The sequence below is a fragment of the Clavibacter sp. genome, assembly GCF_014802555.1.
Lineage (GTDB): Bacteria > Actinomycetota > Actinomycetes > Actinomycetales > Microbacteriaceae > Clavibacter > Clavibacter sepedonicus.
On record NZ_JAAVCB010000038.1, the window covers coordinates 1 to 13,201 of the forward strand.

Consider the following 13,201-nt stretch of genomic DNA (forward strand, 5'->3'; position numbering starts at 1 on the left):
CCGCGCCGCGACCTACGACGCCTGGCTGCATCACTACAACCACCACCGCCCCCACACCGGCATCGGCGGACTCACGCCCGCCGAACGCGTTCACAACCTCACTGGGAACTACACCTAGCGTGGGAGCATGTCCGACACCCGCACCCCCTTCTCCGAGCTCGACGAGTTCATCGCCATGCCGCGCCTCGGCGGCCTCGTGCTCTCCCCCGACGGACGCCGCGCCGTGCTCACCGTCACGACCCTCGACGCCGCGCGGACCGGCTACCGCCACGCCCTCTGGGCCGTGCCCGCGTCGGGCGGCGGCGTGCCGCGGCGCCTCACCCGCTCGGCGAAGAGCGAGGCGGGCGCGGCCTTCACGGCATCCGGCGACCTCCTGTTCGTCTCGTCCCGGCCCGACGCCGACGACGCCGAGGAGAAGGACGCCGCGCAGCTGTGGATCCTCCCGGCCGACGGCGGCGAGGCCCGCGCGCTCACCCGGCTCGCCGGCGGGGTGGACGGCATCGCGGCCGTCGCGCGCGACGCGGCCACGCTGATCCTGCGGGCGCCGCTGCTGCCCGGGTCCGGCTCGCTCGAGGCCGACGCCGTGGAGCGGAAGAAGCGGTCGGATCTGAAGGTCAACGCGATCCTGCACGAGAGCTACCCCGTGCGCTACTGGGACCACGACCTCGGCCCCGACGAGCCGCACCTGCTCGCGCTCGACCTCGCCGACGCGCTCGTCGAGGAGCCCGCGCGTCCCACGACGGCGGACGCGGCCACCGCGCTCGCCGCCGAGGCCGCCACCGAGGACGGCGGATCCGCAGCAGCCGCGCCCGCCGCCAACGCCCAGCCGTACCCGGCCTCGCTGCCGCGTCCGCGGGACCTCACGCCGCGGCCCGGCCGCACGCTCGACCACGCGGCCGCCGCCATCTCGCCGGACGGCCGCACGCTCGTCGTCGCGGTCGGCGTGAAGGAGCGCCGCGGCGACCGGCAGGCGCTCGTGTCGATCGACGTCGCGACCGGCGAGCGGACCACGCTCCTCGACGTGCCCGGCGTCGACCTCGAGATGCCCGCCATCAGCCCGGACGGCGCCCTCCTCGCCTACATGCGCACCGACCGGGCCACGCCCGCCGCGCCCACGCAGCAGGAGATCTGGGTGTCGGCCCTCGACGGATCCGGCGCCCGCCGCGTCGCCGCCGGGTGGGACCGCTGGCCGTCGTCGCTGCGGTTCGACGCGGACTCGCAGGGACTCGTCGTCACGGCCGACCAGGACGGGCGCGGACCCGTGTTCCGCATCGGCCTCGACGACGCCGTCACGCAGCTCATGACCGACGACCACACCTACACGGACGTGCAGGTCGACCCCGGGACGGGCGACGTGGTCGCCCTGCGCTCCTCGTGGATGGCGCCCGCGCACCCCGTGCGCGTGTCGGCCGCCGACGGATCCGTGACGGAGCTCGCGACGCCGGCGCCCGTTCCCGCGACGACCGGCACCATGACCGAGGTCGAGACGACGGCCGCCGACGGCGCCCGCGTGCGCGGCTGGCTGATGCTGCCGGACGGCGCGTCGGCCGAGGCGCCCGCGCCGCTGCTGCTCTGGATCCACGGCGGACCGCTCAACAGCTGGAACGCCTGGAGCTGGCGCTGGACCCCGCAGGTGATGGTGGCGCGCGGCTACGCGGTGCTGCTCCCGGATCCCGCGCTCAGCACCGGCTACGGCCTCGACTTCATCGCGCGCGGCTGGGACGCGTGGGGCGAGGCGCCCTTCACCGACCTCATGTCGATCACGGACGCCGTCGAGGCGCGCGACGACGTCGACGAGACCCGGACGGCTGCGATGGGCGGCTCGTTCGGCGGCTACATGGCCAACTGGGTCGCGGGCCACACCGATCGCTTCCGCGCGATCGTCAGCCACGCGAGCCTGTGGGCGCTCGACCAGTTCGGGCCGACCACCGACTCGTCGCAGTACTGGCAGAGCATCTTCTCGGCGCAAGGGCTCGACCGGAACTCGCCGCACCACTCGGTGCGCGACATCGTGACGCCCATGCTCGTGATCCACAGCGACCGCGACTACCGCGTGCCCGTGGGCGAGAGCCTGCGCCTCTGGTCGGAGCTCGCCGAGCACCACGCCTCCGACGACGGCACGACGCCGCACCGGTTCCTGATCTTCCCGGACGAGAACCACTGGATCCTGAAGCCCCAGCAGTCGGTGGTCTGGTACCGGACGGTGCTCGCGTTCCTCGACCAGCACGTGCACGGGAAGGACTGGGTGCGGCCCGAGGCGCTCGGCTAGCGGCGGCGGTCCGGTCGCTCAGGCGAGCGCCCGGACCAGCTCGCCGAGGTCGGCGACCTCCAGGTCCACGAGGTCGCCGGCTCCGGGGCGCTCGGCGCCCGGGCGCGCGACGTACGCCGTGCGGAAGCCGTGCGCGGAGGCCGCGCGCAGGTCCCACGGGTGGGCGGCGAGGAACAGGGTGCGCGCGGGATCCAGGTCGAGCGCGTCGATGGCGTGCCGGTAGGCGGCGGGCGCGGGCTTGAAGGTGCGGACGGATCCGCTGGAGAGGATGGCGTCCCACGCGATCGCCTCCGCGTGCGCCAGTCGGGCGAGCGCGGCGAGGTCCCCGTTGCTGAGACCGGCGACGAGACGCTCTCGACGGAGCGCGGCCGTCGCCTCTGGGACGTCGGGCCACGCGCGGTGCTCGCGGTCGGAACGTGCGGCTCGCGCGCGGATCCCCGGGGTGGGGTCCCCGCCGAGCCCGGCGACCGCCTCGACCGCCGCCGCGCCCATGAGCTCGGCATGCGGCTGCCACGGGGCGTCACCCCTGACGACGGCGGACATCCGCGCGTCGAGGTTCCCCTCCCGCCGCCGCCGGAGTTCCGTCGCGGAGGCCAGCCCTGCCTCGGCGGCGATCTCGTCGGCCACGCGCGCCCAGGTCGCGTCCTCGTCGACGAGCGTGCCGATGACGTCGAAGACGACGGCGTCGACGCGGTCCGGAAAAAGGGGTGTCCTGTCCATGGATCGCAGTCAACCAGGCGAGGGCGCGGGAACCCCGGCCCGGCGCAGCCGCGGCTCAGGCCTCGTCGCGGTAGACCACCTGGCGCTCGCCCGCCCGGACGGCCGCGGTCAGCCGGTTGCCGGCGGGCGGGAGCGGGCAGTTCATCCAGTCGGAGAAGCCGCAGGGCGGGACGACGGCGCGCGTGAAGTCGAGGGTCACGGGCCCGTCGCCGTCGGGGCGGGGGAGGAAGAGGAAGCGGCTGGGCGCGTAGCTCTCGCGGCCGGTGGTGGCGTCCGCGAAGACGAGCTGGAGGCGGTCGCCGTCGGCGAAGGCGCTGAGGCGCACCTCGGACCCCTCGATCTCCACGACGATGTCGCCGGGCACGGGCAGCTCGCGCGTGCGACCGGCGTCGGCGATGTGCTCGAAGGGGATCACGCGGTCGTCGTCGACGCGCTCGAAGCGGCCCTCGAGGATCCACTCGGGCGCGTACGGGTAGACCTCGATGTCCTCGAACGCGCGGTTCTTCGGGCTCGCCGAGTCCCAGAGCCGGTAGCCGTACTCGGGCTCGCCGGTGTCGAGCGAGGTGCGCTCGATCCGCGTGAGCTGCACGGTGTCGGGCTGGCCGTCGAGCGCCTCGAGGTCGCTGACCTCCCGGCCGGGCTCGAGCCACGTCGTCTGGATGAGCGCGAGGCTGCCGAAGGGGCTCGTCACGGCGGCGAGACGGGCGCGGTGCCAGGCGTCGTATGCGGCGAGGGCGTCGGGGTCGGCGGGTCGGGCGGGATCGGTCGTCGTGTCGGTCACCTGATGGTCAACGCGCCTGGCGCGGTCGCATTCCCGGAGGGCGCGTCGCGCGGAGGTCGCGCGGAGGCGGCGGGTATTGACTGGAGGCACCGACGGAAGGACGCACCATGGCACGCACGGTCGCCGATCAGCTCATCTCCCAGCTCCTCGCGGCGGGGGTCAGTCGCATCTACGGGGTGGTGGGCGATAGCCTCAACCCGGTCGTGGACGCGGTGCGGCGCACGGGCGGGAGCCGCAAGGGCGGCATCGACTGGATCCACGTGCGGAACGAGGAGGCGGGCGCGTTCGCCGCATCCGCCGAGGCGCAGCTCACGGGGAAGCTCGCCGTGTGCGCCGGATCCTGCGGGCCGGGCCACCTGCACCTCATCAACGGCCTGTACGACGCGCACCGCTCGGGCGCGCCCGTGCTCGCGATCGCGAGCCACATCACGACGAACCAGATCGGGTCCGGCTACTTCCAGGAGACCCACCCCGACCGCCTCTTCGTCGAGTGCTCGCACTACACGGAGATGATCTCGACCGCGGTGCAGGCGCCGCGCGTCGTCGACCAGGCGATGCGGCACTCCCTCGCGCTCGGCGGCGTCAGCGTCATCACGCTGCCCGGCGACGTGGCGGAGTTCGAGGCGGAGGGCGAGGCGCCGGTCTTCTCGGTCCCGCGGCGACCGGCGATCGTCCCGGCCGAGGAGGACGTGCGCGCGCTCGCCGCCGCCATCGACGAGGCGGGGAGCGTCGCGATCTTCGCGGGCCGCGGCGCGGGATCCGCGCACGCCGAGCTCATGGAGCTCGCCGACAAGATCGCCGCGCCCGTCGGCCACTCGCTGCGCGGCAAGGACGTCATCCAGCACGACAACCCGTTCGACGTCGGCATGACCGGCCTCATCGGCTACGGCGCCGCGGCCGCAGGCATCGCGGGCGCCGACCTGCTGATCCTCATCGGCACCGACTTCCCCTACGACCAGTTCCTGCCGGGCAAGGAGGTGCGGACCGCGCAGATCGACATCGCGCCCGAGCGCCTCGGCCGCCGCACCGACGTCGACATCGCGATCCACGGCGACGCCCTCTCCACGATCCGCGCCGTGCTGCCGCTGGTCGAGCGGAAGACGGACCGCCGGTTCCTCGACAAGCTGCTCAAGGAGCAGGACAAGAAGGTCGAGCAGGTCGTCGGCGCGTACACGACGAAGGCGGAGAAGCTGACGCCGATCCACCCCGAGTACGCGGCCAGCATCCTCGACGAGGTCGCGAGCGACGATGCCGTCTTCCTGAGCGACACCGGCATGTGCAACGTGTGGACGGCGCGCTACATCACCCCGAACGGGCGCCGGCGAATGCTCGGGTCGCTCGTGCACGGATCCATGGCCAACGCGCTGCCGATGGCGATCGGCGCGCAGATCGCGTACCCGGAGCGCCAGGTCGTGTCGGTCTCGGGCGACGGCGGGCTCTCGATGCTCATGGGGGAGCTCGTGACGGTCGCGGCGTACCAGCTGCCCGTCAAGGTCGTCGTCTTCAACAACTCGACGCTCGGGCTCGTGAAGGTCGAGATGCTCGTCGACGGGATCCCGGACTTCGGCGTCGACGTGCCCATGGTCGACTACGCCGCGGTGGCGGCCGCGCTCGGGATCCACTCCCAGCGCGTCGAGGACCCGGCCGACATCCGCGGCGCGCTCGAAGCGGCGTTCGCGCACGACGGGCCCGCGCTCGTCGACCTCGTCACCGACCCGATGGCGCTCTCCATCCCGCCGGAGATCACGGCCGCGCAGGTGAAGGGCTTCGCGCTCTCGATGTCGAAGATCGTGATGAACGGCGGCGTCGGCGAGGCCGTGAAGCTCGCCCGCTCGAACCTGCGGAACATCCCGCGGCCGTGAGCGATCCCGCGCACGCGTCCCGTCCTACCCCGAACCGTCCCACACCGAACCGAGGAGATCCCATGTCCCAGCCCGTCGTCGTCACCGCCGTCTTCACGCCCGTCGAGGGCAAGCACGACGAGGCGGTCGCCGCCCTGTCCCGCGGCATCGCCGAGGTGCACGAGGAGGAGGGCTGCGAGGTCTACGCGATCCACGACGCCCCCGACGGCACCATCGTGATGCTCGAGAAGTGGTCGTCCGAGGAGGACCTCGACGCGCACGGCGCGGGCGAGGCGGTGGCGCGCATGGGCGCGTCGCTCGCCGGCCTCATCACGGGGCCCGCCGTCGTCACCCGGCTCACGCCCATCCCGGCCGGCTCGGAGCTGCAGGGCGCGCTGTAGCGGCCCGCGCTCCGCTCAGCCGACCTCGACCAGCGTGATCCCCGCCGAGCGGTCGCCCGACGCGAGCGCCTCGAGCGCGGCCGGAGCCTCGTCGAGCGTGATGCGGTGCTCGATGAGCAGCTCGGGCTTCAGCGCGCCCGAGGCGACCATGGCCATCAGCTCGGCGTAGTCGTGCGCGGGCATGCCGTGGCTGCCGTGCATGCTCAGCTCCTGGCTGATGACGAACGGCACGGGCACGGTCGGCTCGGTCGCGAACAGGCCGATCTGCACCTGCCGGCCGGTCGGCGCGAGCGCGAGCACGCTGATCCGCAGCGTGGACTCGCGGCCGAGCGCCTCGACCGACACCTGCACGCCGTCGGGCGAGACCGCGTGGATCGCGTCGAGGACGTCGAGCTCCGAGAGGTCCGAGGAGTCGATCGTGTACTCGGCACCGAGCTCCGACGCGCGCGCGAGGGCCGCGGGATCCACGTCGACCGCGATGACCTCCGCGCCCACGGCGACGCCGATCATCACCGCGCTGAGGCCGACGCCGCCGCAGCCGATGACGAGGAGGTGCTCGCCGCGCCGGATCCTGGCGCGGTGCACCAGCCCGCGGAAGGCGGTGGCGAAGCGGCAGCCGAGGAGGGCGGCGGCGCCCGCGTCGAGCTCGTCGGGCACGGGGATGAGGTTCACGTCGGCGTCGTGCAGCGCGACGAGCTCGGCGAACGACCCCCAGTGCGTGAAGCCCGGCTGCGTCTGGTCCCGGCACACCTGGCCGTTCCCGGCGCGGCACTCGGCGCAGCGGCCGCACGCGCAGACGAACGGGACGGTGACGCGGTCGCCCACGTGGAAGCGCGTCACCTCGGGTCCGACCTGGTGGATCCGCCCGACCAGCTCGTGCCCCGGCACCTGCGGGAGCTCGATGCCGTCGTCATGGCCGAGCCAGCCGTGCGCGTCGCTGCGGCAGACGCCCGTCGCCTCGACGCGCACGACGACGCCGCCGGCGGACGGCACGGGATCCGGCAGCTCGCGGACGACGGGCGTCTCGCCGAACCTCTCGTAGACGACGGCGCGCATGGGGGCTCCTCGGGGTCGGGGCGGGTCGGGCTCGTCCACGCTATCCGAGCCACGGCCCGCACCCGGCGCGCGCTGGCAGACTGGCCCGGTGACCCGCACCCCCGCCGCCCCCGCGTTCACCCGTCCCTCGCTCGCGCCCGGGCTCCTGGGCGCCATCGTGCTGCTGGCCGGCTTCGCGGTGATCGACGGCGAGCTGTTCACGGTCGTGCGCTTCGCGGTCGCGATCTTCGCGCTCATCATGATCGTGTTCTCGGTGCGCGCCCGCAGCTGGTGGAGCGCCGCGCTGCTCGCGGCCGTCGCCGTGATGTGGAACCCGGTCGCCGTGATCCCGGTCGAGGCTGTCACGTGGCAGTCGCTGCAGTACGTCGCCGCGATCGTGTTCATCGCCGCGGGCATCCTCGTGAAGGTGCCCGTGGACGACGCCCCTACGCCGGGCCGACCCCGAACGCGCGCTCCTCGGTGAGGCCCCGCCGCAGGTAGGCGACGATCTCGTCGAGCGACCGGCGTGCGAGCGCCGGGTCGGCCGCCGGGTAGGCGAGCCAGCCCTGGTCGGCGCGGGGGATCCGCACGAGCCGCGCCTTCATCCCCGCCGCCTTCAGCGCCGCGACGCCCTCGACGACGTGGTCCAGGCGCGGATCCGCGGCGCCCACGTGCACGAGCGCGTCGGGCAGCCGGTCGAGGCCGTGGCCCTGGTGGTCGGCGGATCCGACGCTCGGCACGTCGCCGGACGGGCTCACGAGCACGAGCCGCAGCACGGCGGGACCGTCCGCGTCGCGGGCGAGCGCCGTGATGCGGAGCGCGCGATCGGCGCCCTCGCCGTCGCCCAGGATCCCGAGCCGCTCCGGCGTGCCGTTCCAGCCGGCCGCGTGCGACGCGATCCACGACAGCCCGCCGAGCGCCTGCGCGTCGTCGTCCGGCGCCATGGTCACGACCACCGCGCGGAGGTCCTTCGCGAGCGTCGAGGGCAGCCAGTCGCCGTCGTGCCGCGCGAGGACGACGAGCACGGGGGATCCGGTCGCCGAGCGGTCGTGGCCGGGCGGCGTCCACACGGCGACCTCGAGCGGGACGCCCTGCTGGCCGGCGGCGAAGCGGACGACGCGCGTGCCCGCCGCCGGGGTGCCGCGGAGCGAGCGCGCGACGGCCGGGACGTGCCGGATGGCGATGCCGAGGATCCGGCGACGGCGGGTGAGCGTGCCGGGAGCGGTGCGCCCGGCCATCAGGCGGGACCTGCGGATCCGGCGTCGGCCGTCCCGGGCACGGGCGTCCCGGAGACCGATGCCCGCGCCTCGGAGGGCCGCGTCTCGCGCTCGCCGCGCGGGACCGCGCCGTGGCCCTCGGGCACGCGCTCGCCCTCGCGGACCGGGCCGGGAGGCGTGCCGTCGCCGAACGGGCGGCCGCCCAGCTCCTCGCGCCCGTGCGGCTCGAGCCAGCCCCACGTCTCGGGGCCTACCGGCACGACGCGCGTCGGGTTGATGTCGGTGTGCGTCAGGTAGTAGTGCTGCTTGATCTGCACGAAGTCGATGGTGTCGCCGAAGCCGGGAGTCTGGAACAGGTCGCGCGCGTACGCCCACAGCACGGGCATCTCGTCGAGCTTCTGCCGGTTGCACTTGAAGTGCCCGTGGTAGACGGCGTCGAAGCGGGCGAGCGTGGTGAAGAGGCGCACGTCGGCCTCGGTGATGGTGTCGCCCACGAGGTAGCGCTGCGTGGCGAGCCGGTCGCTCAGCCAGTCGAGCCGGCCGAAGAGGCGGTCGTAGGCCTTCTCGTAGGCCTCCTGCGATCCCGCGAACCCGCAGCGGTAGACGCCGTTGTTCACGTCGCGGAAGACGAGGTCGGCCACCTCGTCGATCTCCGCTCGCAGGGGAACGGGGTAGAGGTCGGGGGCGCCCTCGCGGTGGTGCTCGGTCCACTCGGTGGAGAGGTCGAGCGTGATCTGCGGGTAGTCGTTGGTGACCACCTGACCGGAGGGGATGTCGACGAGCGCCGGCACGGTGATCCCGCGCGGGTAGTCGGGGAAGCGCGCGAAGAACGACTCCTGCAGGCGCTCGGTGCCGAGGACCGGGTCACGGCCGGCGGGGTCGAGGTCGAAGGTCCAGCTGCGGGCGTCGTGCGTAGGGCCGGGGAGGCCGAGGGAGATGGCGTCCTCGAGGCCGAGGAGGCGTCGGACGATGACCGAGCGGTTCGCCCACGGGCACGCGCGCGCCGCGACGAGGCGGTAGCGGCCGGCCTCGACGGGCCAGCCCTGCGAGCCGTCGCGGAGGATCCGGTCCTCGATGTAGTTCGTGTCGCGGGTGAACTCACCCTCTTCCACGTAGCGGCCGGGAGCGCCCGCCTCGTTGCTGGCTGCGGGTGTCGCCTGATCCGTCATGCATCCACCCTAGGCCGGGGCCGTCCGCGGCGACCGGGCCGGGCCGAGCCGCACCGCGCACACCGGCGCGCACCGGCTCCCGCGTGCCCTAAACTCTCCGTGTGCCCGTCCTCCCCGAGGCGGCCGGGTGCAGGCGGCGGACCCACATCCCACCCCCCGACCCGGAACCCCGGTTGCTCGAGGCAGGTCCCCTCGCCACCGTCCGACCGCACGCGTCACCGTGCGCGACGGGCTCACGTCCTTCCGATCCGGGAGCGCAGGCAGCGCCTGGCCCCGGCAGTGAACAAGGAGTTGCATGGCTCGCACCGGCCAGCGGCGGTCCTCCGCCCGCACGCGCACGATCGACAACGAGGGGCTCATCCCCGTGCTGGCCCGCGCCGTGCGCGAGATCGAGCAGGCCGCCCAGCGCGGCAAGCTCAAGCCCGTCAACCGCACGAAGTTCCAGGTCATCGCCGTGCTGATGCGCGAGGAGCGCACGCACGCGAAGGACCCGGCCACCCCGCTCAGCGACCCCGAGCGCGCCGAGACCCTGAAGCGCCTCGACGGCATCGCGAGCATCCTGGCCCGCACGGCCGCGCGGGACACCTCGGTGCTGCCGCTGCTGGATCCCGACGCCAAGCTCTCCGAGACCGCCCGCGCCATGCGCAAGCACATGCTCTTCGACGGCGGCGTGGAGATGGTCGTGGAGGAGGAGCCGGAGCCCGAGCCCGAGGATCCCGCCCTCGCCAAGCTCGTCGAGCGCCAGGTGGTGCCGCCGTCCGTCAAGGCCCGCGTGCTCGCGAACCCGTTCCTCGAGCCCGACCTCGACCGGCCCGCGCCCGCCGCGCCGCCCACCCGGAGGCTCGCGAACTGGGAGCTGCTCGGCCCGCTGTTCAAGTCGTTCGAGTACGGCGCCGGCGGCGGCATCGCGAGCATGGATCTGCCCGAGAGCCCCCGCATCGACCGCCTCTCGCCGCACGGCCTCGAGCTCATGCGCCACCAGGCGCGCTTCCTCGAGAGCGTGCGCCTCGGCCACCGCGAGTTCCTGCTCGCCGACGAGCCGGGCCTCGGCAAGACCGCGCAGGCGCTGCTCGCGGCGTCCGTCGCCGACGCGTACCCGCTGCTCGTCGTCGTGCCGAACGTCGTGAAGATGAACTGGAAGCGCGAGGTCGAGCGGTGGACGCCGCACCGCCGCGCCACGGTGATCCACGGCGACGGCCTCGGCCTCGACGCCTTCGCCGACGTGGTCATCGTCAACTACGAGGTGCTCGACCGGCACATCGGCTGGCTGCGCACGCTCGGCTTCCGCGGCATGGTCGTCGACGAGGCGCACTTCATCAAGAACCTGCAGTCGCAGCGCTCCAAGTTCGTGCTCGCGCTCGCCGAGAGCATCCGCCAGCGCCAGTCGAACCCGCTGCTCATGGCGCTGACGGGCACGCCGCTCATCAACGACATCGACGACTTCCGCGCCATCTGGCAGTTCCTCGGCTGGATCGACGGCGACAAGCCCACGTCGCGCCTCATGGGGGAGCTGGAGGAGGCGGGCCTCACGCCGGCCGATCCCGGCTTCTTCGCCGAGGCGCGTCGCGCGGTCATCGACCTCGGCATCGTGCGCCGCCGCAAGATCGACGTGGCCACCGACCTGCCGTCCAAGCGCATCGCGGATCTCCCGGTCGAGCTCGACGACGACCTGGGCCGCTCCATCCGCCAGGCCGAGCGCGAGCTCGCCGCCCGCCTCGTCAAGCGCTTCACGGCGCTCGTCGGCGCGCGCGGCACCACCGTCGCCGACGTCATGGACGGACCGGCGTCCGAGCGCGCGAGCCTCGTGCGGCTCGTCGCGCAGTCCGAGCTCGACGAGGCCAAGGCGCAGAAGACCGGCGAGAACGTGTTCACCATGGTCCGCCGCATCGGTCAGGCCAAGGCCGTGCTCGCGGCCGACTACGCTGCGCAGCTCGCCCGCTCCGTGGGCAAGGTCGTGTTCTTCGCGAAGCACGTCGACGTGATGGACCAGGCCGAGGCCACGTTCGCGAAGCGCGAGCTGAAGAGCGTGTCCATCCGCGGCGACCAGTCGCCGGCCGCGCGCCAGAACGCGATCGACTCCTTCCAGAACGACCCCGAGGTGAAGGTCGTGGTGTGCTCGCTCACCGCGGCGGGCGTCGGGCTCAACCTGCAGGCCGCGTCGAACGTCGTGCTTGCGGAGCTCAGCTGGACGAGCGCCGAGGAGACGCAGGCCATCGACCGCGTGCACCGCATCGGCCAGGAGGAGCCCGTCACCGCGTGGCGGATCATCGCGGCGCAGACCATCGACGCGAAGCTCGCCGAGCTCATCGACGGCAAGGCGGGCCTCGCGGCGCGCGCGCTCGACGGCGAGGACTTCGACGAGGCCGGATCCACGTCCGTCCAGCTCGACGCCCTGTCGCACCTCCTCGAGGAGGCGCTGGCGGCGGGCTGACCTCAGACCGGCTCTACACGACGATGCCCGGGCTATCTCAACTCGAGGTAGCCCGGGCATCGTCGCATGGAACTCCTATTAGTCGCGTCGACGATGAAGTCGTCCCGACAATTTTACGGAGACAAGATATGTCGCGCCGAAGAGCATTATCGCTCCTATGGTCGCAGGGATCGCGTGCGAGGAAATCGTCGTCCCTCCCACAAGAGGCACGACAACCAGCTGCGAGAAGAGAAAAAAGGCGACCACGATGCTCGATGACGTGAAGGCGCGGGTGCGCCGTGAACTTTGACGGTTTTCTGATTCAGTAATGGCGACACTGTGCGGCAAGCGTAGCGAGGTAGATGCGGAGATTTTGCCCACCCGGGCAGATGCCATGAGCAGTCAGAATACCGATGACCGTCGCGCCAAGTCCGGCGCCGATGCCGCACCCTACTCCTGCGGTTTCCGGCCCGACCGCCGCGCACACGGCAAGCGCAATGGTCCGCGCCGCGCCCACGGCCCCGGCGGCCTGTTCGCTGGAGTCGAGGCTGATGTAGGGGAACGGGTCAGCGCCGACTCCCACCAACGATTCGCCTGGGCCACCTTCCGAGCCTGGGTCGACTAAGGCGTCTCCATTGGGTGTATAGGTGAAGGAGATAAGCGCGTGGCCGGAGAGGTGGTAGGTCACACGCTGTCCGTACGGCGTAGTAGCGGTGGTGCGGTCTGCTGGGCCGCGCGTAAGATCGCTCGCGAGCTCACGACGCTCAGCCGAGTCGCGGAGAATGGACGCGTGAGTGGTTTGCGCTGAATTCGAGTGGCTCATGCTCGCCTGCACTTTAGAGGGAGTGCGGCTGGCTGACGGTTCCGCGTAAACGGATGGTGTTACTGCAAAGGACGACATGGCTAGCACCGCGACTGCGGCCACCTGTGTCAGTAATTGTTTTTTCATTTTTCCTCTTAGCTGGTTGTGGTGAAGGTCACCATCCTCCATGAGTGGCTGTCGAGCACGACTTGTCCGCAGGGTCCGCCAGCGGTAGGAGAGGAAGTGCTAGGTCGGTCAGTGATCGCCGAGCTCATCGACAGCAAGGCGGGCCTCGCGGCGCGCGCGCTCGACGGCGAGGACTTTGACGAGTCCGGATCCACCTCCGTCCAGCTCGACGCGCTCTCGCACCTCCTCGAGGAGGCGCTGGCGGCGGGCTGACCCGCTCGACGCACGACATGACGACGCCCCCGCGACCTGCGGCGGATTCTCGTGGTCCCCGCAACACCCTGAGTTCAGGGGGTTGCGGGGATCGTGGTTTCGGGTGAGTTGCGGCGGGAGTTCTTCGAGGTACTGGACCGGGTCGATGGCAGCATCA

The 13,201-nt window shown here is 72.5% G+C and carries 13 protein-coding genes; 7 read left to right on the forward strand and 6 right to left on the reverse strand.

The genetic code is table 11. From position 1 onward, the window contains the following. The coding region (locus HDR73_RS04740) for an integrase core domain-containing protein (protein ID WP_287136274.1) at window positions 1-118 on the forward strand (118 nt) is incomplete at its 5' end. 9 nt (window positions 119-127) lie between these two features. Next, window positions 128-2,269: a S9 family peptidase gene (locus HDR73_RS04745; protein WP_041464443.1), complete on the forward strand. Its 2,142-nt coding sequence runs from the start codon at window positions 128-130 to the stop codon at window positions 2,267-2,269. 18 nt (window positions 2,270-2,287) lie between these two features. On the opposite strand, the gene HDR73_RS04750 is transcribed toward HDR73_RS04745, so the two are convergent. After that, window positions 2,288-2,989 carry a haloacid dehalogenase type II gene (locus HDR73_RS04750; RefSeq protein WP_012298488.1) on the reverse strand — a complete coding sequence of 234 codons (702 nt, stop codon included), beginning with the start codon at window positions 2,987-2,989 and terminating at the stop codon, window positions 2,288-2,290. A 55-nt stretch (window positions 2,990-3,044) separates the two neighbouring features. Further along, window positions 3,045-3,770 (reverse strand): DUF1684 domain-containing protein, encoded by a 726-nt coding sequence (locus HDR73_RS04755; RefSeq protein WP_012298489.1) that lies wholly within the window; start codon window positions 3,768-3,770, stop codon window positions 3,045-3,047. Window positions 3,771-3,877: 107 nt separating this feature from the next. Here HDR73_RS04755 and HDR73_RS04760 point away from each other — a divergent pair, with 107 nt between their 5' ends. Further along, window positions 3,878-5,632: a pyruvate dehydrogenase gene (locus tag HDR73_RS04760; protein WP_012298490.1), complete on the forward strand. Its 1,755-nt coding sequence runs from the start codon at window positions 3,878-3,880 to the stop codon at window positions 5,630-5,632. A gap of 62 nt (window positions 5,633-5,694) precedes the next feature. Continuing rightward, on the forward strand, window positions 5,695-6,012 hold the full coding sequence (locus tag HDR73_RS04765) for a putative quinol monooxygenase (protein ID WP_012298491.1): 318 nt from the start codon (window positions 5,695-5,697) through the stop codon (window positions 6,010-6,012). Between the two features lie 15 nt (window positions 6,013-6,027). Here the strand turns inward: HDR73_RS04765 and HDR73_RS04770 are convergent, their stop codons facing one another. Next, window positions 6,028-7,068 (reverse strand): zinc-dependent alcohol dehydrogenase family protein, encoded by a 1,041-nt coding sequence (locus tag HDR73_RS04770; RefSeq protein ID WP_041464444.1) that lies wholly within the window; start codon window positions 7,066-7,068, stop codon window positions 6,028-6,030. 88 nt (window positions 7,069-7,156) lie between these two features. Here HDR73_RS04770 and HDR73_RS04775 point away from each other — a divergent pair, with 88 nt between their 5' ends. After that, window positions 7,157-7,531 (forward strand): DUF6804 family protein, encoded by a 375-nt coding sequence (locus tag HDR73_RS04775; protein ID WP_012298493.1) that lies wholly within the window; start codon window positions 7,157-7,159, stop codon window positions 7,529-7,531. Here the strand turns inward: HDR73_RS04775 and HDR73_RS04780 are convergent. Both HDR73_RS04780 and HDR73_RS04785 read right to left on the reverse strand, forming a co-directional pair. Beyond that, window positions 7,494-8,285, reverse strand: coding sequence for an alpha/beta hydrolase (locus tag HDR73_RS04780; protein ID WP_012298494.1), 792 nt, complete (start codon window positions 8,283-8,285; stop codon window positions 7,494-7,496). The two genes, HDR73_RS04775 and HDR73_RS04780, sit on opposite strands and share 38 nt — an antisense overlap. Continuing rightward, a complete protein-coding gene (locus HDR73_RS04785) occupies window positions 8,285-9,433 on the reverse strand; it encodes a glutathione S-transferase family protein (protein WP_041464445.1) in 1,149 nt (382 codons plus the stop codon). Before HDR73_RS04785 ends, HDR73_RS04780 begins: the two co-directional genes overlap by 1 nt. Before the next feature lie 295 nt (window positions 9,434-9,728). On the opposite strand from HDR73_RS04785, the gene HDR73_RS04790 reads away from it, so the two are divergent. Beyond that, window positions 9,729-11,864 (forward strand): DEAD/DEAH box helicase, encoded by a 2,136-nt coding sequence (locus tag HDR73_RS04790; protein WP_041464446.1) that lies wholly within the window; start codon window positions 9,729-9,731, stop codon window positions 11,862-11,864. Window positions 11,865-12,165: 301 nt separating this feature from the next. On the opposite strand, the gene HDR73_RS04795 is transcribed toward HDR73_RS04790, so the two are convergent. Beyond that, window positions 12,166-12,834 carry a hypothetical protein gene (locus HDR73_RS04795; RefSeq protein WP_158309436.1) on the reverse strand — a complete coding sequence of 223 codons (669 nt, stop codon included), beginning with the start codon at window positions 12,832-12,834 and terminating at the stop codon, window positions 12,166-12,168. 54 nt (window positions 12,835-12,888) lie between these two features. Here HDR73_RS04795 and HDR73_RS04800 point away from each other — a divergent pair, with 54 nt between their 5' ends. Continuing rightward, a complete protein-coding gene (locus HDR73_RS04800; protein ID WP_158309437.1) occupies window positions 12,889-13,044 on the forward strand; it encodes a hypothetical protein in 156 nt (51 codons plus the stop codon). Window positions 13,045-13,201: the final 157 nt, after the last annotated feature.

Coding starts and splice junctions, on each gene's coding strand:
- HDR73_RS04745 (WP_041464443.1), top strand. CDS start 128: ATGTCCGACACCCGCACCCCCTTCTCCGAGCTCGACGAGTTCATCGCC.
- HDR73_RS04750 (WP_012298488.1), bottom strand. CDS start 2,989: ATGGACAGGACACCCCTTTTTCCGGACCGCGTCGACGCCGTCGTCTTC.
- HDR73_RS04760 (WP_012298490.1), top strand. CDS start 3,878: ATGGCACGCACGGTCGCCGATCAGCTCATCTCCCAGCTCCTCGCGGCG.
- HDR73_RS04765 (WP_012298491.1), top strand. CDS start 5,695: ATGTCCCAGCCCGTCGTCGTCACCGCCGTCTTCACGCCCGTCGAGGGC.
- HDR73_RS04770 (WP_041464444.1), bottom strand. CDS start 7,068: ATGCGCGCCGTCGTCTACGAGAGGTTCGGCGAGACGCCCGTCGTCCGC.
- HDR73_RS04780 (WP_012298494.1), bottom strand. CDS start 8,285: ATGGCCGGGCGCACCGCTCCCGGCACGCTCACCCGCCGTCGCCGGATC.
- HDR73_RS04785 (WP_041464445.1), bottom strand. CDS start 9,433: ATGACGGATCAGGCGACACCCGCAGCCAGCAACGAGGCGGGCGCTCCC.
- HDR73_RS04790 (WP_041464446.1), top strand. CDS start 9,729: ATGGCTCGCACCGGCCAGCGGCGGTCCTCCGCCCGCACGCGCACGATC.
- HDR73_RS04795 (WP_158309436.1), bottom strand. CDS start 12,834: ATGGAGGATGGTGACCTTCACCACAACCAGCTAAGAGGAAAAATGAAA.